The 20,477-nt window shown below is 38.4% G+C and carries 20 protein-coding genes; 10 read left to right on the plus strand and 10 right to left on the minus strand.

Going from position 1 to position 20,477, the window contains the following annotated elements; translation table 11 throughout:
- Positions 1 to 47 precede the first annotated feature (47 nt).
- Positions 48 to 1,526 carry a Do family serine endopeptidase gene (locus EWU23_RS09585; RefSeq protein WP_205753142.1) on the minus strand — a complete coding sequence of 493 codons (1,479 nt, stop codon included), beginning with the start codon at positions 1,524 to 1,526 and terminating at the stop codon, positions 48 to 50.
- Positions 1,527 to 1,870: 344 nt separating this feature from the next.
- Here EWU23_RS09585 and lysS point away from each other — a divergent pair, with 344 nt between their 5' ends.
- The gene (gene lysS, locus EWU23_RS09590) at positions 1,871 to 3,586 is read left to right on the plus strand and encodes a lysine--tRNA ligase (protein ID WP_166231639.1); all 1,716 of its coding nucleotides are present in this window, start codon (positions 1,871 to 1,873) and stop codon (positions 3,584 to 3,586) included.
- A 146-nt stretch (positions 3,587 to 3,732) separates the two neighbouring features.
- On the opposite strand, the gene EWU23_RS09595 is transcribed toward lysS, so the two are convergent.
- Positions 3,733 to 3,927: a cold-shock protein gene (locus EWU23_RS09595; protein ID WP_109322468.1), complete on the minus strand. Its 195-nt coding sequence runs from the start codon at positions 3,925 to 3,927 to the stop codon at positions 3,733 to 3,735.
- A 322-nt stretch (positions 3,928 to 4,249) separates the two neighbouring features.
- Between EWU23_RS09595 and EWU23_RS09600 the strand changes: the two genes are divergently transcribed.
- On the plus strand, positions 4,250 to 4,471 hold the full coding sequence (locus EWU23_RS09600) for a PspC domain-containing protein (protein WP_109322469.1): 222 nt from the start codon (positions 4,250 to 4,252) through the stop codon (positions 4,469 to 4,471).
- On the opposite strand, the gene EWU23_RS09605 is transcribed toward EWU23_RS09600, so the two are convergent.
- Positions 4,468 to 5,475, minus strand: a complete 1,008-nt coding sequence (locus EWU23_RS09605) for a glycosyltransferase family 2 protein (RefSeq protein ID WP_166231484.1) — start codon at positions 5,473 to 5,475, stop codon at positions 4,468 to 4,470. The genes EWU23_RS09600 and EWU23_RS09605 overlap by 4 nt on opposite strands.
- Positions 5,476 to 5,578: 103 nt before the next feature.
- Here EWU23_RS09605 and EWU23_RS09610 point away from each other — a divergent pair, with 103 nt between their 5' ends.
- A complete protein-coding gene (locus EWU23_RS09610) occupies positions 5,579 to 7,291 on the plus strand; it encodes an amino acid permease (RefSeq protein WP_166231487.1) in 1,713 nt (570 codons plus the stop codon).
- 32 nt (positions 7,292 to 7,323) lie between these two features.
- Here EWU23_RS09610 and EWU23_RS09615 read toward each other — a convergent pair whose 3' ends face one another.
- Genes EWU23_RS09615 through EWU23_RS09625 form a run of 3 tightly spaced genes read right to left on the minus strand, consistent with a single transcriptional unit; the run spans position 7,324 to position 9,482 of the window.
- Entirely contained in the window at positions 7,324 to 8,016 is a 693-nt protein-coding gene (locus tag EWU23_RS09615) for a zinc metallopeptidase (RefSeq protein WP_166231490.1), read from the minus strand.
- A gap of 4 nt (positions 8,017 to 8,020) precedes the next feature.
- Positions 8,021 to 8,503 (minus strand): D-glycero-beta-D-manno-heptose 1-phosphate adenylyltransferase, encoded by a 483-nt coding sequence (rfaE2, locus tag EWU23_RS09620; protein ID WP_166231493.1) that lies wholly within the window; start codon positions 8,501 to 8,503, stop codon positions 8,021 to 8,023.
- Complete coding sequence (locus EWU23_RS09625) at positions 8,487 to 9,482, minus strand: lysylphosphatidylglycerol synthase transmembrane domain-containing protein (RefSeq protein WP_166231496.1); 996 nt, start codon at positions 9,480 to 9,482, stop codon at positions 8,487 to 8,489. Before EWU23_RS09625 ends, rfaE2 begins: the two co-directional genes overlap by 17 nt.
- A gap of 133 nt (positions 9,483 to 9,615) precedes the next feature.
- Here EWU23_RS09625 and EWU23_RS09630 point away from each other — a divergent pair, with 133 nt between their 5' ends.
- Genes EWU23_RS09630 through EWU23_RS09640 form a run of 3 tightly spaced genes read left to right on the plus strand, consistent with a single transcriptional unit; the run spans position 9,616 to position 12,543 of the window.
- A complete protein-coding gene (locus EWU23_RS09630; RefSeq protein WP_166231499.1) occupies positions 9,616 to 10,425 on the plus strand; it encodes a glycogen/starch synthase in 810 nt (269 codons plus the stop codon).
- Positions 10,376 to 11,746: a DUF4270 family protein gene (locus EWU23_RS09635; RefSeq protein WP_166231502.1), complete on the plus strand. Its 1,371-nt coding sequence runs from the start codon at positions 10,376 to 10,378 to the stop codon at positions 11,744 to 11,746. The genes EWU23_RS09630 and EWU23_RS09635 overlap by 50 nt, the downstream gene beginning before the upstream one ends.
- Before the next feature lie 11 nt (positions 11,747 to 11,757).
- Entirely contained in the window at positions 11,758 to 12,543 is a 786-nt protein-coding gene (locus EWU23_RS09640; RefSeq protein WP_166231505.1) for an amidohydrolase, read from the plus strand.
- Here EWU23_RS09640 and EWU23_RS09645 read toward each other — a convergent pair.
- Positions 12,540 to 13,247, minus strand: a complete 708-nt coding sequence (locus EWU23_RS09645; RefSeq protein ID WP_166231508.1) for an ABC transporter ATP-binding protein — start codon at positions 13,245 to 13,247, stop codon at positions 12,540 to 12,542. The two genes, EWU23_RS09640 and EWU23_RS09645, sit on opposite strands and share 4 nt — an antisense overlap.
- 90 nt (positions 13,248 to 13,337) lie before the next feature.
- Here EWU23_RS09645 and EWU23_RS09650 point away from each other — a divergent pair, with 90 nt between their 5' ends.
- A complete protein-coding gene (locus EWU23_RS09650) occupies positions 13,338 to 14,558 on the plus strand; it encodes a bifunctional 3,4-dihydroxy-2-butanone-4-phosphate synthase/GTP cyclohydrolase II (RefSeq protein WP_166231512.1) in 1,221 nt (406 codons plus the stop codon).
- 237 nt (positions 14,559 to 14,795) lie between these two features.
- On the opposite strand, the gene EWU23_RS09655 is transcribed toward EWU23_RS09650, so the two are convergent.
- Positions 14,796 to 15,701, minus strand: a complete 906-nt coding sequence (locus EWU23_RS09655) for a prohibitin family protein (protein WP_166231515.1) — start codon at positions 15,699 to 15,701, stop codon at positions 14,796 to 14,798.
- Positions 15,702 to 15,886: 185 nt separating this feature from the next.
- Between EWU23_RS09655 and EWU23_RS09660 the strand changes: the two genes are divergently transcribed.
- From EWU23_RS09660 to kdsA, 3 genes are read left to right on the plus strand one after another with little or no spacing between them, the layout of a single operon-like run.
- Entirely contained in the window at positions 15,887 to 16,615 is a 729-nt protein-coding gene (locus tag EWU23_RS09660) for an ABC transporter ATP-binding protein (RefSeq protein ID WP_166231518.1), read from the plus strand.
- A 1-nt stretch (position 16,616) separates the two neighbouring features.
- On the plus strand, positions 16,617 to 17,657 hold the full coding sequence (gene murB, locus EWU23_RS09665; protein ID WP_166231521.1) for a UDP-N-acetylmuramate dehydrogenase: 1,041 nt from the start codon (positions 16,617 to 16,619) through the stop codon (positions 17,655 to 17,657).
- A 1-nt stretch (position 17,658) separates the two neighbouring features.
- Complete coding sequence (gene kdsA / locus EWU23_RS09670) at positions 17,659 to 18,468, plus strand: 3-deoxy-8-phosphooctulonate synthase (RefSeq protein WP_166231524.1); 810 nt, start codon at positions 17,659 to 17,661, stop codon at positions 18,466 to 18,468.
- On the opposite strand, the gene EWU23_RS09675 is transcribed toward kdsA, so the two are convergent.
- Positions 18,463 to 18,723 carry a hypothetical protein gene (locus EWU23_RS09675; RefSeq protein ID WP_166231527.1) on the minus strand — a complete coding sequence of 87 codons (261 nt, stop codon included), beginning with the start codon at positions 18,721 to 18,723 and terminating at the stop codon, positions 18,463 to 18,465. The two genes, kdsA and EWU23_RS09675, sit on opposite strands and share 6 nt — an antisense overlap.
- A gap of 63 nt (positions 18,724 to 18,786) precedes the next feature.
- Positions 18,787 to 20,421: a hypothetical protein gene (locus EWU23_RS09680; RefSeq protein ID WP_166231530.1), complete on the minus strand. Its 1,635-nt coding sequence runs from the start codon at positions 20,419 to 20,421 to the stop codon at positions 18,787 to 18,789.
- Between the last annotated feature and the right edge of the window lie 56 nt (positions 20,422 to 20,477).

Consider the following 20,477-nt stretch of genomic DNA (forward strand, 5'->3'; position numbering starts at 1 on the left):
TTTCGGGGGATTTTTACGATTTCAAAACCTTACAAGATCACTATATTTTATAGGACATAAATAAAACGGGAACCGTCCACATCCACACCTTCAAGTTTAATACGTCCTTTACGCGCTTCTAATAGCTGAACAGCTTCTTTAGGGTCACTAACGGCCTTATCATTGATCTTGGTAATGATGGAACCTTTTGATAAACCATACATTTCAAGTCGGCCATCAGCTAATACCTCAATAACCTTTACACCATTGCTAACTTTGAATTTTTCTTTGTCAGTGCTACTTAGGCTTCCAAATTTTGCTCCTAAAAACTCTGATTTAGTTGATTCGCCTACATCCCCTTTTACAATGGACGTATTTCCATCCTTATTTTTTAATGTTACTTTGAATTCTTTGGTTTGACCATCACGATTCACCGTAACTAAAATACTTTCACCTGGGCGTTTTCTACCCACAATCTCCATTAATTTAGAAGAAGACTTCGTGTCGGTTCCATCAATTTTGGTGATGACATCATTGATTTTAATACCAGCATCTTTCGCAGCTGAATTTTCAGAGAATCCTCCTACATAAACTCCATCCTTCGATTTTAAGTCTTTTTCTTCTGCCAATTTGGCATTTACTTCGGTGATGCTTACACCCAAGAAGCCACGTTGCACATTTCCATATTTGATTAAATCAGATGATACTTTCTTCACAATACTAACCGGAACGGCAAAAGAATAACCAGCAAATTGACCAGTTCTAGAATAGATAGCTGTATTGATACCAATTAACTCTCCTTTTAGATTAACTAAGGCCCCGCCTGAATTACCTGGATTGACAGCGGCATCTGTCTGAATAAATGATTCAAGAGGGTTGGTATCACCACCATCACGGTCAATGATGTTTTGACGGCCCTTAGCTGATACAATGCCCGCTGTAACGGTTGATTCCAGATTAAATGGATTACCTACGGCTAATACCCATTCTCCCACACGAAGTGCATCTGAATCACCGAAGGTCAAGAAAGGTAAATTTTCAGCTTTGATTTGAATCACAGCTAAGTCGGAGGATGGATCTGTAGAAATCACCTTAGCTTTAAATTCACGTTTATCATTCAAAATAACGCTCACTTCCTCTGCTTCCTGAACTACGTGATTATTGGTAACAATATATCCGTCGGAGCTAATGATTACCCCTGATCCCGAGGCCTCTTGTGTTTGGGGAGCTTGTTGGCGACGACCACCAAAAGGGTCTCCAAAACCAAAAAAGTCATCAAATGGACTGGATGACTGACGACTCTGACGAGCTGTCATTTTTGTTTTAATGTGCACGACAGCAGGAGTCGTTTTTTCTGCTGCAAAGGTGAATTCACCGGGATTTCCGGGGACATTTTGACTGTTGGAAACTGAACTTGTAAATGCTGAAGATGCATCACCCAAGGTGTGCGAGGAACCTAAGTTTAATAAAGAATAGGCGCCAAGGGTGATTCCGCTAGAAAGTAATGCGATAATCACATACGTTTTAAGGTGGTTTTTGATTTCCATAATATTAAAAATGTGTTAGATTTTAGTTTTGCTAAATTAACGCAAATTGTGTGCCAATGTTCTGCACTCAGTATTTTATTAACAAGATTTAAGAATTGGCAGATTTTATGAATTTCTATCAAAGCTAAAAAACGGACAAATCAATACTATTTTGAATCAAAGTCGATATCTGATTTATGCTAAAATGTCAATTTCAACTCACTTGTTAGGAGCTGTTTATTGGCTTTCATGTCATTTTCATTTTTATTAAATGATGAATCTTTAGCTTGATTGGGAAGTCCATTTTTTAATCGGCCTATAATTGGTTAATTTTGCAATTCATTTTAGAAATTAGCAAATACCCCATGGTTTTAAGTGAGCAAGAACAATTAAGAAGACAAAAAAGATTGGATTTGATGGCTTTAGGCATTGATCCTTATCCAGCAGAAGCCTATCCTGTTACGGTATATGCCAAGGAAATTTTGTCGGATTATTCCGCTGAAGTAGCCAACTTTCAAGATGTAACCTTGGCAGGTCGTTTGATGGGTTTTCGCATTATGGGAAATGCCTCATTCGCTGAATTGCAAGATGCCAGTGGTCGTATTCAATTGTATTTCAGAAGGGATGATTTATGTCCAGGAGAAGATAAAACACTATATAATACCGTTTTTAAAAAGCTTTTAGATATTGGTGATATCATTGGCGTAAAAGGATATGTATTTACCACTCAAATGGGAGAAATTTCTGTTCATGTGCGTGAATTCACTCTTTTATCTAAAGCATTAAAGCCATTACCTGTGGTGAAAGAAGCCGAAGGGCAGACCTTCGATGCCTTTTCTGACCCAGAAATGCGTTACCGTCAGCGTTATGTCGATTTAATCGTAAATCCATCTGTTAAAGATATTTTTATCAAGCGTGCCAAAATCATTTCAACCATGAGAGCCATGTTTGATGAGCGCGGTTGGTTGGAAGTAGAAACTCCCGTTTTACAAGCTATTCATGGTGGCGCTTCGGCTAGACCTTTTAAAACGCATCACAATACCTTGGATATGCCGCTTTATTTGCGAATTGCCAATGAATTGTATTTGAAGCGATTAATTGTGGGTGGTTTTGATGGGGTATATGAATTTGGTAAGATGTTTAGAAATGAAGGGATGGATCGTACCCATAATCCAGAATTCACCTCATTGGAATTTTATGTGGCCTATAAAGACTATCACTGGATGATGGACTTGACTGAAAAAATCTTTGAAACGGTAGCCCAGACCTTACATCAGCAAACGAAAGTAATGGTGGGAGAAAACGCCATTGAATTTGCGGGCCCTTATCCTAAATTGTCTATTTCTGAAGCAATTCTAAAGTATTCGGGAGTTGATGTGGATGCATTAACGGAAGATGCATTGCGTGCCAAATGTCTAGAGTTTGGTATGGAAGTGGATGAACAGATGGGTAAAGGTAAGTTGATTGATGAACTATTCGGAGAGAAAGTAGAAGCTAATTTAATTCAACCAACCTTCATTATCGATTACCCTGTCGAGATGTCACCGCTTACAAAAAAACATAGATCAAAAGAAGGCCTGGTAGAGCGGTTTGAATTATTTGTCAATGGTAAGGAAATTGCCAATGCTTATTCTGAGTTAAATGATCCAATAGATCAGAAAGAAAGATTTGAGGACCAATTAAGATTGGCAGAGAAAGGAGATGATGAAGCTATGGCCATGGATCATGATTTCATTCGTTCTTTGGAATATGCGATGCCTCCAACTTCTGGTATCGGGATCGGTATTGACCGTTTAACGATGTTGATGACAAACCAAGCTTCGATTCAAGAAGTATTATTCTTTCCTCAAATGCGCCCTGAAGTACTCAAAGAAGTATCTTCTGATACTGATTTTGTTCAAGCAGGAGTAGCAGAACATTGGATTCCGGCTTTGCAAAAAATGGGAATACTGACTCTAGAAGCCTTAAAAGCAGCTAATCCCAATAAAGTCTTTAATGATTTAGGTGGCATGCGTAAGAAACTAAAAATAGAGGCCACAATGCCGAGCAAAGAGGAAGTTATTGCTTGGATAGAATCATAATTGAATTTAATAGAAATCAAAAAAGCCACCCCAAAGGATGGCTTTTTCTTTTCTCTTTATTAGAGATCAATGTTGCAATTTTAATAGGATAACCTAATATATATTGGAAAATACTGATTTGCTCTAATCAAGGACATGTAAGAAAATTAGATTTTCTTTACATTGATAGCGTTAGCTCCACGCTTTCCGTCAGTTACTTCGTAGGAAACGCTGTCATTTTCGCGAATCGTAACACCAGCTAAGCCAGTTACGTGTACAAAAATGTCTTCACCTGTTTGATCGTCAACGATGAATCCGAAACCTTTCGTCTCGTTGAAAAATTTTACTTTACCAGTTTGCATAAAAAATTAATGTTAAAAATTAAATCTTAAAGAATTTTAGACGCAAGAATTTCGACTGGGACAAACTTATAGAATCAAATGGAGTATAAACCGGGAAGATACTAGGAGGGATGAAGTCGAGAATTTTGCTGAATTAAAACTTTTAAGTGCCCAAATGTATATAAAATTCAATTGCATGCAAGCAAATTCAAATTAAATATTACAAATTATCAGATATTTTATTTTATTATTGTAATATTTGTATAATAATTTGAACTATTCATATTTGTTATCTTAAAACGGGTAATTAATTAATATTTTTGTAGGTATTAAATTTAGCTACATGGAAAAAGTAAAGTATTTCGTTGAAAATCAAGCTTTTGGAGTTTGTACTAGATTAGGAGAAAAGTTTAAAATTTCCACCTCCAGCATCCGATTGTATTTTATTTATACCTCATTCATTACCATGGGTTCACCCATCATCATTTATTTAATTCTAGCATTTTGGATGAATATTCGTCGGTATTTACGCCAAAGAAATAACCCCACTGTCTGGGAATTCTAATATTTTAAGTCACTGAATTTTTTCTTTTTCTGCATGAAATAGGCCCAAAGGATGGATTTGGGATACATGATTGTGCTTGATTTTTTAATTAGTGCATTCGGTAAATTTTGTTTGGGATGATGTACCAAAATATAATAGTAAAAGGCAAAATGGGCTTTTACTATCGCCCAAATCAAAGCGAATTCTCCCGATAACAAATATCGAATTCCTGCTAATCCATCAGCCCCCATTCGAAATAAAAGGGTTGACCATTTTTCCCAGCCAGAGAGGTTTTTGTACAATAGAATTAAATTATTTCTAAAATTTAAATAGGTCTTGAAAGGATTTCCTTTGTCTAGTGTACCTCCTCCCACATGCTTGACAGTACTTTCTGCCACAGCTGCCACTTGATAGCCTGCTCTTTGAAATCTCCAACAAAGGTCTATTTCTTCCATATGAGCAAAAAAGTAAGCGTCTAAACCTCCCACTTGCCAGTATATGTCTGAGCGAACTAATAAACAAGCACCCGTAGCCCATTGGACTAGGCTAGTGCTATATTGGCCTTCATTTTTTTCAATGGAATCGAATATCCGACCTCGACAAAAGGGGAAACCCAAATTATCCCAATAGCCTCCAGCTGCACCTGCGTATTCAAAATAGGTAGGATCTTGATAAGCTAGAATGAAGGGTTGTGCCGCCGCTACTAGTGGATTGTTTTCCATGTAATCCACTAATGGATTCAACCAGTTTTCACTAGGTTCTATGTCAGAATTCATTAACACATAGTAATCTGCATCAATGCTTTGTAAAGCTCGATTATATCCTCCAGCATAACCCAGATTGCCTTCTCCAATTAAAAGATGTACTTCGGGATATTGATTTTTTAGAAAGTCAATGGAATCATCGGAAGATCCATTATCCGCAACATAGATAGAATTCTTAGGACAGCTTGCTACCACCGATGGTAAGAATTTTTCTAAAAAATGTTTTCCATTAAAATTTAAAATGACAATAGCTACCGACATAATGTTCCTTTGTCACAAAGGTAAGTAAATCGTTCAAATTAGAATTTATTCGGGAAAGATGTATTTTTGTTAATCTTACCATCACATCAACTAATCAAATTGCATGAATTCATCTTTTTTTCGCAAAAAGTCCATTGATAAAATAGTTTCTGATCAAATCGAGATTGAAAAGCTGGAAGGTGGATCCATGGTTCGAAATTTGGGAGTGCGTGACCTAACCTTTTTGGGGGTAGCCGCTATCATTGGGGCTAGTATCTTTTCTGCGATTGGGCAGGCCTCTGCTAACGGTGGTCCAGCCGTGTCTTTATTATTTGTATTTACAGCTGTGGCCTGTATGTTTACCGCTTTCTGTTACGCTCGATTTGCTGCTACAGTTCCCATCAGTGGTAGTGCTTATACCTATGCCTACACTAGTCTAGGTGAAATTGTCGCCTGGATTTTAGGTTGGAACTTATTGTTAGAATATGCCATTTCCAATGTTGCAGTGGCCATTTCTTGGTCAAAATATTTTGTTGATTTGGTCGAAGGTCTTGGTTTTCATATTCCTGATTACCTTACCATGGATTTTTTATCAGCCAAAAGAGCGTATGCTGAAGCGCAAGTTGCCATGTCACAAGGACAATTGTTGGAATCTCTATCTGTCAATGTCCGAGAAGGATATGCCGCCTATGCGACTGCTCCTTTGATATTTGGGTGGCATTTTGTAGCCAATATTCCCGCTTTATTAATTACTGCTGCCATTACTTACTTGGTCTATATTGGAATTAGAGAAACCAAGAACATGAATAATATTTTGGTTATACTTAAACTACTCGTGATTGTAATCGTAGTAGGAGTGGGGGCATTTTATGTGCAGGTAGACAACTGGTCGCCATTTGCCCCCAATGGCATCAGCGGTGTGTTAAAAAGCGTGGCAGCGGTTTGTTTTGCCTATATTGGTTTTGACTCTATTTCAACCACAGCAGAGGAATGCACTAATCCTCAGCGCGATATTCCTAAAGCTATGATGTGGGCTTTGATAATATGCACGGTTTTATACGTACTGGTAACTTTAGTATTAACGGGTATTGTTCCATCTGCTTCTTTAGCTGGTATTGAAGATCCTTTGGCTTATATGTTCACACATGTAGGTTTACACGGTGTAGCCGGAGTAGTGGCAGCTAGTGCGGTTATTGCCTTAACAAGTGCCTTATTGGTATATCAGTTGGGGCAGCCTCGAATTTGGATGACGATGTCACGGGATGGACTTTTACCCAAGGCTTTTTCTAACATTCATCCCAAATACCGAACACCTTCATTTTCGACCATCATGACCGGGGTTTTAGTGGGTATTCCTGCTTTATTTGCCAATTTGGAAGAGGTGATTAATTTGAGCAGTATAGGCACACTTTTTGCTTTTGTATTGGTTTGTGGAGGTGTATTAATTCTGGATTTAGATCCTGAAAATCAAAAGAAATCTAAATTCAAAATTCCTTATATCAATGCCAAATATTGGGTAGGAGTAACTTGGCTAATTTGTTTGTATCTATATTTCCCCAATGTTGATTCTTGGTCGAGCTACTGGACTGCTCATTGGGTAGGTGATGCCCGAGTGGATCATTTCTTGATGTCTGGTTTTTTTCTCATTTGGTTGTTTTTAGCCTATTTTAGCTATACCATCAATTTATCATTGATACCTGTCTTAGGTCTATTGGTCAATTTATATTTGATGACCCAGATGGGAGCGACTAATTGGGAACGCTTCTTATATTGGTGTATCGCGGGTTTCGTGATTTATTTTAGTTACAGTTATCGAAAGAGCAAATTACATGTATAAAAAAAGGGCCATCGGCCCTTTTTTGTTATTTGTTAGTCGTTACTTCTTCGACCACCTAATAAATTTAAGTAGTAGAGTAATTGCGCCAACATGGCTAATGCAGCTACTACATAAGTCATAGCTGCCCACCAAAGTGCATCTTTTGACATTTCATATTCACTTGCATTGACAATTTGATTGTTTTTTATCCATGCCAAGGCACGATTGGAGGCGTCAAATTCGACAGGTAGCGTAACAAAACTGAATAAAGTAGCTAAGGCAAATAAGGCCACTCCAATACTCAATAAAGTTGAATTTCCGGTAGAATATAAAAGCATCATTCCAATCATTAATAAAATGGGCATGAAACCATTAGCGATATTCAATAATGGAACCATAGCACTTCTAAACTGCAAAAAGGAATAGGCTTTGGCATGTTGAACAGCATGCCCACATTCGTGTGCTGCCACTGCTGCAGAAGCAGCATTTCGACCATGATAGACATCAGCACTTAAATTCACAGTTTTGTCGCTTGGATTATAATGGTCCGTTAATTGACCATCCACGGAAATAACGCGAACATCGTAGATTCCATGGTCAGAAAGCATCTTTTCTGCAATTTGCTGTCCAGATAAATTACTTTGAAGGGGTACTTCCGAATACTGTTTGAATTTGGATTTTAATCTCCAAGAAATCATCATTCCGATAACTCCAAAAAGGATGGTTAAAACATAGATTCCGGTCATTTTTTTATTTTTTAAGTTTGTTAATAATTCCTGTTGTTGAATAATTGGGTACTAAATCAATGGTGCTCACTTCGCCACCAGCTTCTAACACTTCTTTTGAGCCTACAATAGTGTCTATGGTGTAATCGTTTCCTTTAATCAATACGTCTGGTAATAAGGACTTAATTAATTCTAAGGGTGTTTCTTCGTCAAAAATGATGACTAAGGAAACGAAACCCAAAGCAGCAATTAAGCGGGCCCGAGCGTACTCTGAATTCACAGGTCTTTCTGGGCCTTTTAGTTCTCTTACAGATCGATCTGAATTAACAGCCACGATCATTTGATCTCCTGCCTGACTTGACTTTTCTAGGTAATCGACATGGCCGAGATGTAAAATATCAAAACATCCATTGGTGAAAACAACTTTTTGACGGTCATTTTTCCACGTATTTCGAATTTCAATAGCTTCACTGAGTGTATGAATTTTATGTTCACTGAGAGTTGACACTGTTTGTTTTTTTAGGTAAGAAAAGAGTTAAAATAAAACTGATACCCCCAAATAACAAGATGGTGGCCATTTGAGTTCCGTGAAAAAATGTAGCCAAGGCTGTAGCCTCTTTCATGGGGATTTGATAGAAAAATAAGGTGGATGCTACTAGGCTATGATAGGCTCCGATTCCACCTTGTGTAGGGGTTGCCATACCAAATGTCCCCATCACTAAAATACTTAATGCAGCTGAAAAACCCAGGTTTTCACTACTAGAGAAAGCTAAAAGCAGCGTGTAGGCATTCAGGAAGTAAGCGACCCAAATAGCTAGGGTATAGATCAAAAACAAACCAGGTTTTTTTACGTCTTTGATGCTGATGATGCCATCAATCCAGCCAGAGAGAATTTGCCCTACTTTTGAACTTTTTGACAGTACTTCCCATTTAGCTATGATAAAATCTTTGGTGAACCATAAGGTGATAAGTCCAATTAAGCCTACAATAATCAAACCCATAATCAAGGTCAAAGGTGGAGTGTCTGTTTGTGGAAATAGGAAAGACTGAATGGGTTTCCATTCAACTAAGAACGTAATTCCAACCAAGACAACTAGGCCTAATAAATCGACAATTCTTTCGGTGATAACAGTGCCAAAAGACTTTTCAAAAGGTATATCAGCTGTTTTTTGGAGTGAACCACAACGAGAAACTTCTCCCATCCTAGGAACAATGAAATTGGCAAAATAGCCAATAAGCACAGCAGAGAAAGTTCTAACTTGACCAGGCTGATAGTTTAGGCTATCAAGTAATTGTTCCCAACGTAATGCCCTTAGCCAATGAGAAATCAAAGAAATAATAATGGCTACAGTTACCCACTGATAATTAGCATGTAAAAGAGTTTGGTAAATATCATCCCATTCTAGTTGACTTTTGGAAAATGCCCAATACAAGAGTGAGGCAGCTAATAAAGTCGAGAATAAGTACTTAAGAATGGATTTTATCATGTTGTGGTGATGGATTTCGGGAATCACAAGGCAAAATAAAGAGCTTTGCTTAAATTATATAGCTGGAATCCGATAAAATTTTTATATTTTTGCAAAGTTTTTTTGGGATAATTTTCCCCTAAATCAATTTAGAATGTCCAAATTACGTATTCTTTACGTTTCGAGTGAGGTTGACCCTTTCCTTAACACCTCTAGAATTGCAGACTTCGTTCGTAACCTTCCAACTGCTATGCAGGAGAGGGGAATGGAGATTCGAATCTTGGTTCCAAGATTTGGTTCCATCAATGAACGCAAAAACCGTTTGCATGAAGTAGTTCGGCTATCAGGAATCACTATCCCCATGGGTGAGGAAGAAAAACCGTTAACGATTAAGGTCGCTAGTATTCCTGCTGCTAAATTGCAGGTGTATTTTATTGATAATGAAGATTATTTCCAGCGTAAATTTGTTTTAACTGACAAAGACGGCGCATTCTACGAAGACAATCACGAACGTGCTGCATTCTTCTGCAAAGGAGCATTGGAGACAGTTGTGAAATTAGGCTGGTCGCCCGATGTCGTACACTGTAATGATTGGATGTCAAGCTTAGTACCATTGTACATTTCTACCCATTACAAAAACCACCCAATCTTCAAAGATTCAAAAACTATTTTCTCTCCTCACAATTCTGAATTTGATTTTACGTTCTCTAATGACGATTTGCTAGGGAAAGTGAAATTAGGTGAAATTGAAGACGAAAATTTAACTAGTTTAGCAAATTCAGATTATTCTGCCTTCATTAAAATTGGTGCAGAATATGCCGATAAAGTAGTATCATTAGAAAATGCGGAAAATAGCCGTATCCAATCCATCATTGATGAATTTAAATCAAAAACCTATCAAAATATTGCCGAAAATGATCTCGATTTCTTCGAAAAATTGTATTTGGAATTGGCCGGCAATTAAATGGGTAGGGATTCTCTCCCTTTTCCTTACTTCTTGTGATTTACCCAAAGAAATTGGGTCCGATTTGTTTAGTGTAGAAGTTGGGTTGAACTATACAGATTCATTGAGCATTCAGTCATCTACCGTGTTGATTGATTCGATATATACGAATCAAACGGGTGCGTTTTTGGTTGGATCGCATCAAGATCCTATTTTGGGTACTATTGCTGCCTCTGCATTTACGCAGATTGCGAACGTGGATACCTTGAAAAGTACAGAGGCTTCTATTTTAGATTCCTTAAAAATGAATTTGATCTATCAGTCTTTTGTGGGTGATACGACTCAAAAACAGACCATATCCATATATAGACTAAAGGATAGTGTGAGTCGTGCGGTGGATTATTTTAATATTTCTACTTTACCTTATGACCCCACTCCGATAGGAACACATTCGTTTTATCCTCGTCCAATCAAAGCGAAAACGGCTAATGGAGACTCCCTGAAATACGATACCTTAAGTTTCAAAATGAATGCTTCTTTTGGTAGAGAATTATTAGGAAAATATACGGATAAGTCCATTGCTGCGGGTGGTGCTGCCTTTAGAGATTATTTCAAAGGAATGCACATTAAATCGAGCTCCTCAGCAAAAGCGGCCATCATTGGGTTTACTCCTACTTATTCGGTAATGACGTTGCATTATCATAATCCGAATGATACCGTTAAATACGCCATCAATTATTACTTCAGCCTATCCACGGCTTTAGTGGCTGAAATTCATGGTCGATTTAATCAGTTGAATATTTCTAGATCAGGTGTTTTAGGTAATTTACAAAAACCAGGAGATAGAATTCCAGCTTCACAGTCTAATATGGTGACTTATGTTCAATCAGGAACAGGTTTGGCTACTAAATTAGAAATTCCTTATTTATTGAATTTAAAAGGGAATAAGAATGTCGCGATTAATAAGGCTGAGTTAGTTATTCCTGCAGCAGATAGTTATGAACTATCCAAAACCTTAGGTACTTTATCTTTGGTAGAAACAGATGCCAGCAATAGGACTCTCAAGAATTCCTATGGCTTAAGGTATTTATTAACAGAGGGCGGAGCCGGTATTCAATCGGCTAGTTTTAATACTAGTGACAAAACATATAGTTTTAACATTACTACGGCCATCCAAAATATAATTGCCAATAACCGTAAGAATTTCGCGATTTTGGTGACTAGTCCTTTGACTAGCAATACGGCAGGTTATAGTCGCATTATTGGAGATAATATTCGTTATGTACCTTTGAATGCTAGTAAAATCAAATTGAAGGTATATTATACCTACATTGCGAAATAATTGACAAGATTATGGTTTCCCCGAATAGCCATTTACGGGTAAGTATGGTGCAGACCTCCCTTATATGGGAGAATCCTGCAGCCAATTGCGCTATTTTAGAAGAGAAATTACAAGCTTTACAGGGTAAAACGGATGTGGTAGTTTTGCCAGAAATGTTCCTTACTGGTTTTAGCATGAGTGCCGAAGGAGCGGGTTTTCCCAAAGGAGATCAAGTCCAATGGATGCAAATGATGGCAAATCGTTTGGATGTATTGTTAGTAGGAAGCCTCAAAATCAAAGAAAATAATCAATTTTTTAATCGTTTGTTAGCCGTTTTTCCTGATGGGAAAATCGTTGCTTATAATAAGCGCCATTTGTTTCGAATGGGCAATGAGCATCAGTTTTATAGCTCTGGTGAAGAGCAGCGGATTTTAACCTATAAATCTTGGAACATAGCCTTATTTGTTTGCTATGATTTACGTTTTCCGGTTTGGTCCAGAAATGTGCAAATGGCCTATGATTTAGCTATATATGTGGCTAATTGGCCCGCTGCACGCGCCCATGCTTGGTCCACACTGCTGAAGGCCCGAGCTATTGAAAATTTAGCCTATGTTGTAGGAGTTAATCGGGTGGGAAAAGATGCCAATGACTTAGCTTATCAAGGCGATTCGGTGGTAGTTTCTTTTAAAGGAGAAGAACTTATCCATCTGTTTGATGAAGAAACGATACAAACTACCCCAATCTCGAAGGAATCACTTAGTGAGTTTAGGGATAAATTCCCTGCACATCTTGATGCAGATGCTTTTGAATTGAATTAAGCTGTTTTATCCTTAAAAAAAGCAGCCAAGCCTCCCGTATAATTTTGAGCTTCTTGTAGCGAACAATCAGCTACTAAATTTCCATGGCTGATGAGTAAAATACGGTCGCAAATGGATTCTACCTCGGTCAATAGATGACTCGAAAATAATATAGTTTTACCTGAACTTAATGATTGAATTAAGGATCTGATTTCCGCCATTTGATTGGGATCTAAGCCACTGGTGGGTTCATCTAGTATTAGTACTGAAGGATTATGAAAGATCGCTTGTGCAATGCCAACTCGCTGTTGATAGCCTTTCGATAATTCAGCAATTTTCTTTTTTTTCTCTTTCTCTAGTCCTACCAGTAGAATGACCTCTTCGATTCGTTTTTTTCTTTGGGCAGCAGAAAAGCCATGAATTTTACCGATAAAATCAAGGAATTCCTGTACATACATATCAGGGTAAAGTGGGTTGTTTTCAGCCAAATAGCCGATTTTTCTTTTCAATTCCAACGTATGATCAGCCACGCTCAATCCTAGCACCTTGGCTTCTCCCTGACTAGGCTGGATTAATCCAACGAGCATTTTGATGGTGCTAGACTTTCCAGCACCATTAGGTCCTAGAAATCCAATGATTTGACCTTCAGAAGCTTGGAATGAAATGGAATTGACGGCGATTTGTGAACCGTATATTTTAGAAAGATTGGCAACTTCAATCGACATACCTGATAAGGGATAGATTATCTGACAAAGGTAGTAAAATGGGAACTAAATCTGCTTACCTTTGTGTTTTGGTTCATAAAGCTTAAAAACATGCAGGAAGATTCCATTCGTTTGGATCGTATTGAAGATGCGATAGAAGATATTCGACAAGGTAAAATTATCATTGTAGCCGATGATGAGGACCGGGAGAATGAGGGTGATATGATTTGCGCATCAGAAGCAATTACTCCTGAATTGGTCAATTTTATGATTCGTGAGGCACGTGGTTTAATGTGTGTTTCTTTGACGGACGACCGCTGTGGCGCTTTAGGGCTTGAAATGATGGTCGATAATAATACTACCTCACATGAAACTCCATTCACGGTATCGGTAGATTTACTGGGAAATGGATGCACCACAGGTATTTCCGCTTCTGATCGTGCTAAAACGATTCAAGCTTTGGTAGATCCCTTGACTAAACCCAGTGACTTAGGAAGACCAGGTCATATTTTCCCTTTAAAGAGTAAATCAGAAGGCGTATTACGTCGAACTGGACATACCGAAGCATCTATGGATTTCGCTCGTTTGGCGGGTTTTCAACCTTCTGGGGTGCTGATTGAGGTATTGAATGAAGATGGGAGTATGGCGCGTTTGGCGGACCTTCGTCGGATTGCCGATAAATTTGATTTGAAACTGGTTACCATTAAGGATTTGATTGAATATCGTTTGGATAAGGAGTCCTTAATTCAGCGCGAAATTGGAGTCGATATGCCTACTCAATGGGGGAATTTTGACCTGATTGCTTTCAAACAGAAAAATACGGGTGATACCCATTTGGCTTTGGTGAAAGGTACTTGGGAAAAGGACGAAGAAATAATGGTTCGTGTTCACAGTTCATGTGTAACGGGAGATATATTTGGTTCTTGTCGTTGCGACTGCGGTCCTCAATTGCACAAAGCCATGGAAATGGTGGAGAAGGAAGGTAAAGGAGTGGTTTTATACATGTTCCAAGAGGGAAGAGGTATCGGTTTATTGAATAAACTAAAAGCCTACAAATTGCAGGAAATGGGCCGTGATACGGTGGAAGCTAATTTAGAATTGGGTTTTGCAATGGATGAACGGGATTATGGCGTGGGGGCTCAGATTTTACGTAATTTAGGTGTCAAGAAATTGAGATTAATTTCCAACAATCCTAAAAAGCGGGCTGGTTTATTAGGTTATGGATTGGAGATTGTGGAATCCATTCCCATTGAAATTAATCCTAATCCGCACAACCAACAATATTTGCAAACGAAACGAGATAAAATGGGTCATTCCATTTTGAGGAAATAATCAATATTTTGAAAAAAAAGCGCTCCCATTTAGGAGCGCTTTTTTTTGACTATTTCAATGTAATCAACAAATCTGCTTTTACAGAACAATACGTAGGCATAAATTCTAGTTTATTTAGACAATATACTAGAAAATTGGCACCCTTATTGGATAATAAAATAGTTCAAATATCTCATGGATTACATAAAGCTGGCAGATGAATTGAGTGATTTAAGTTTGTCTACGTAATCCATTATCTTAATTTCCACCCAAAATTATTGGGCTACTTTTTCCATTACCCATGATGATGATTTTGCTATTAGGTGACTTGGCTAGTTCTTTTTGCGCCAATATGGATTCATATTGTAATTGACGATCACTTAATCCTGTTGATAAGATTCGTTGATAATCTGCAATACCTTGCGCCTCTACCCGTTTGCGTTCTGCTTCTTGCTTTTCTTTTTGTAAGACAAATTGCATTTTTTGAGCATCCTGTTCGGCATTGATTTTAGATTCTATACTTTGTTTCACCGAATTCGGTAAGGTGATATTTCTGATGAGTAATTGTTCCAAAATGAGGCCTCTATTTTTGAAATTCGCATCAATGTCTTTGAAGATACGATTTTGGAATTCATTTCTTTTTTTCGAAAACAAACCCACGGCATCATAGTAGACGGCATTGTCTCTAATTTTGGTCCGGGTAATGGGCCGAACTACTTTGTCTTTATAATCTAGTCCAATTTGTTTAAATATATTAGGAGCTTCTTGAGAAGATATTTTATATAATACGGTTAAATCAACAATAACTTCTAATCCGTCAGCTGTTAAAACCCTGATGGCATCATCACCTTCCTTGTCACCTTCATCATGGACACCTGACATGGTATAGTTTTGTGTCTTAGAATCAAAGATGAATATATTGGAAAGGGGATTAACAAAGTTTAAACCGCTGTTCAAAACCTGCGGCTTGACGCTTCCAAATAGGCTTTGTACGCCAACCTCACCTGCTTCAATCTGCTTGACGGTGGAGCTGAACAATCCAATTCCTGCTAAGGCAATACCTCCAATTTTGAATGCTTTGCTGTATTTTGAAAACACTAAATTGGGATTGGCAATGATATTGCCAATAACGAGTAAGATAATTCCGACGACGATGAAAAACATAGGGATCTTTATTTTTTAGAGTATAAACGGGTGATGTTGGTAAAGTACGAAGAATAGATTCGACAAGCAATCAATTTATGCTAATAGCCATTATCTTGAATTTAGATGGAAATTTGAACCGGAAAATAATTCAGGTAAAAAACGAGACATTCTTCATTTTTGGCAAAATATGCCTAATTTTGAATATGATTGAAATCAAAAACATACACAAAGAGTTTGATGGAAAAGTTGTTTTGGATGGAGTTGATGGCTGCTTCCAAAAGGGTAAAATCAACATGGTTATTGGGGGTAGTGGAACAGGTAAAAGTGTATTGTTGAAGTGTATGATTGGTATTTTAAAACCTGAGCATGGTAAAGTCTTGTACGATGGGAGGGATTTTGTCACTGCATCCAATGATACCATTAAATCCATTCGTCGGGAAATGGGAGTTCTTTTTCAAGGAGGAGCCTTATTTGATTCCAAAACTGTGTTGGAAAATGTGCGTTTTCCTTTGGATATTTTGACGCATCAAAGTTTAGAGGAGAAGAATGAGCGGGCATTAATTTGTTTACAGCGTGTGGGTTTGGAAGCCGCAGCTAGTCAAATGCCCTCAGATATTTCTGGAGGAATGAAAAAGAGGGTAGGTATAGCTCGGGCCATTGTGATGAATCCCAAATACTTATTTTGTGATGAGCCCAATTCAGGATTGGATCCATTGACTGCGGTTAAAATTGATTTATTGATCGAAGAGATTACGAAGGAATTTAACATTACGACAGTCGTTATTTCTCACGACATGAATTCGGTTCTTCGTATGGGAGAATATGTGATCTTTTTGAAGGATGGCAAAAAGCTTTGGGAGGGTAGCAATAAAACCCTGATGAGTACTGATGTAGCAGCCTTACAAGAATTTTTATCTACTAAATTGCATTAATATGCCTTCTTCAATTGCCCTGCCTAGAGTATTGGAAAACTATTCACTCCAATCACTCAATACCTTCGGAATTGATGTCAAGGCAAAGTATTTTGTAGAAATTCATTCCATTGAACAATACCACGCATTATTGAATTCGGGTCTCTATGCTCATGTGCCTCATATTTTCTGGGGTGGAGGAAGCAATGTTCTTTTAACCCAAGATTTGAATGCCTTAGTGGTCAAAATAGCCATTGGTGGAATCGAAGTAATTAAAGAAGACAATCAATATGTTTGGGTACGAGCTGGAGCTGGAGTGGTTTGGCATGATTTTGTACAATATACCGTTAGCCATCATTGGGCTGGTATTGAAAATTTATCACTTATTCCAGGTACTGTGGGTGCTGCTCCCATGCAAAATATTGGGGCTTATGGCGTAGAAATAAAAGACACATTTGATCATTTGCAAGCTTTTCATTTGGCAACTCATACCTTAGAAACATTTGATGCCTTAGCTTGCCAATTTGGTTATCGGGAGAGCTATTTTAAACATGAAGGGAAAGGGAAATATGTCATAGCCTATGTTTGTTTTAAATTGAACAAAGTGGCTACACCTAAGACCTCTTATGGAGCTATTCAAGAAGTGTTAGAGGCTAAATCCATCACTCATCCTACTATTCAGGATGTTTCCAATGCAGTCATTGAAATTAGACAGAGTAAATTGCCAGATCCCAAAGAGATAGGAAATTCAGGTAGTTTTTTTAAAAATCCTACTTTGGATAAGGATAGTGCGGCCGAATTGATGGAGAAATATCCACAAATTCCACATTATCCTTTGGCGGCAAGCACGGATATCAAATTTCCGGCTGGCTGGCTTATTGAACAAGCCGGTTGGAAGGGTTTACGTGAGGGAGACGCCGGTGTGCATACCAAGCAGGCATTGGTCTTGGTCAATTACGGACAAGCTACAGGTAAGCAGATACTAGCTTTATCTGAACAAATTAAACAATCCATTCTCAGCAAATTCGGTGTAGTATTAGAAACCGAAGTAAACATTTTATAATATGTCCTTACCCTATACAACAAGTCAAGATAAAGTGCCATTTTTCTTGATGGCTGGTAGTTGTGCTATTGAAAGCAAAGACTTGGCCTATGAAATTGCAGAACGGATAAAGCAAATCACTGATTCGATGGGTATCCCTTTTATTTTTAAGGGGTCTTATCGTAAGGCGAATCGTACCAAAATAGATTCATTTACGGGTATTGGTGATATTCTTGCCTTAGAAATTTTGAAAGAAGTAGGGCAACATTTTCAGGTTCCTACGGTTACCGATATCCATGAAAGTGCAGAAGCAGCTATGGCAGCTCCCTATGTAGATGTTTTACAAATCCCCGCTTTTCTTTGTCGTCAGACGGATTTATTAGCGGCGGCAGCACAGACAGGCAGAGCGGTTAATATTAAGAAAGGTCAATTTATGTCGGGTGCCTCCATGAAATTTGCGGTAGAAAAAGTTAAACACGAGAACCCAGAGGCATTGGTTTATTTGACAGATCGAGGAAATTCATTTGGATATGGAGACTTGGTTGTTGATTTTAGAAATTTACCCGAAATGGCGGCCTTTCAGGTGCCAGTCATCATGGATTGTACACATTCATTACAACGACCCAATCAGGGTTCCGGAATTACTGGAGGGCAGCCGGCATTGATTGAGACGATTGCCAAAGCAGCCATCGCGGTAGGAGCAGACGGCTTGTTTATAGAAACCCATCCTAATCCATCCATAGCTAAGTCAGATGGAGCTAATATGCTTCCTCTTGATCAGTTAGAAGGTCTTTTGGAAAAACTGATGAAAATTAGAGAAGCCATTTTATAGGTTATTCCAAACTACTTGCAAGCTGATATCCGTTTTGTGAGAGCCTGAAATTAGGTCTAAACCAGATCCAATTTCGCCTCGATCAACATAATCCATCCTACCTATTTTGGCTGATATGCCAAGGTGGGGCACCCATTTATATTGAATCACGAGACAGCTTCTTATTCCTTTCCCAGAATAGGCAGGTAATGAAAAAGCATAAGGGAGACTAGGTTCATAGGCATACAGTCGACTATCGTAATTGCTGCTATGCACATAGGCTACCCTGGTCTTTATTTGCCATTTCTGCCATGATATATGGACATCATTAAGCCACAGTCATCCCCAGTCTTTTTGTGCAGGAGAGTGGATGTAGGTGGCCATCAAGCGACTATGCCAATCCCACTGCTTATGAATCGCTTTTTTGAAATCTCCACTTAGCTGCCATTGATGTCTTCTGATGATATCAGAATATGGCTTAGGAGCATCTTCTTGTTTGGAAGTCCATTTGATTTGGATAAAGTAATTGTATTGATTTCTACGTTCAAATTGATATCTACTTAAGGTTTCCCAGCCCCAGGTATGGGCTTGACTTACTAAGTATTTAGGAGCAGGGAATAGAAAGATATCTAAGTAAGAAGATAATCGACTTCTTTTAGACCAGCGGTATTGGTTGCCTAGAAATAAGCCTAGTTCATTGCTGGCCTCTGAGTTTTCGCCAAAAGCTTGTGCTTGTGGACTAAAATAACGGGAAGATTGATAGCGAAAGACATAAGAGAAATCAGTCGCTTTAGAATGTGCCCAAGCTGCGCCTTGAAGTATAGCCCAAGAATTTGGTCCAGCTAATGCGATTTCTGCCATCCATTGCGCTTTTTTCCAGGGGAAATTGGCTGAAATGGAGCTGTTTACGAGTTCTTGGCCTTGCCATTCTGCTGCTTGATAAGATTTAGTGGAATTTCTTTTTGGCATGGACCATCGACTCCAGACGATATTTCCATGAATGGAAAGGGGTGTATTTTTGGCTTGCCAACTGATGGAATTACCCACGCTCCATTCTTGTACTCGGTTTATTTTGTCGACCTCGCTGAGAGTTCTGTGTAATCCACTAGTTATGAGGGTTGAATAAAACTCTGTTCCTGCGGAATCTGTTTGAACACTGGCATCCCACTTTCTTTTGGAAATAAAGCTTTCCATGTTCCATTGTTTCTTTTGAAAGCCCAGGAGTAAACCTCTATAAAAACCCGATTCCATGCTGGAGCTGTAGGGAAGAGCCCCTTGGTGAAATTTCTGGGTGGAGATGATGCTTTCGTAGCTTTTTCCTAAGGAGAATCCTCCAGCTTGTACTAATCCTTGACCCCATTGGTTGACAAAATCTCCGATGATTATTTTGTGGATAGAACTTTTCGGTTTATTCCAATGCAAATAAAAACTAGTAAAATCAGCTATATCACTTTCTCCAGCATCTTTTTGCATCAAGAAACCTAGTCCTAATGAGGTGCTAATTTGTCCTCGGTATCGGTGGAGTTCTGTGTAGGGACTATTGAAGTAGCGAACTTTGCTTCGGCCATCTGGAGGGCTAAATCCTTTTTTTTCTTCTGCCGTGAATTCCATTCGATGTATCCAAAGATGTTTGCTTGATTTTAAATCCCATGAAATATTGGGACTACGGCAAATGATGAAAGCCTGAATTCTTTTTAGGGTTGGTATGTCCCAATCAGGGATGGCTTGTAATTCCCAAATACTGAGAAATTGCCCCGTATTTTTTTTGAAGTCAAAGAATGAAGCAATTTGTTTGGCATTTAATAGGCCTAATGGATACCAATCAGATGCTTGGGCCTGATTAATATCAATGGGGTTTTGCAAATAATGCTGGTAAGTACTTTGTCTTATCTCGGATTCATCCCATGTTTGGGTATCGTCGACTTGGCCTTGAAGGGAGAAAGCACTGAGTAGGATAATGGTTAGGTACTTCACTTTTTTTAAGTGAAAATAGCTAGTCTATCGCATGAATCTGATCAATTACTTGATGA

Origin of the sequence: Aquirufa beregesia, assembly GCF_011090385.1 — a bacterium.
Lineage (GTDB): Bacteria > Bacteroidota > Bacteroidia > Cytophagales > Spirosomataceae > Aquirufa > Aquirufa beregesia.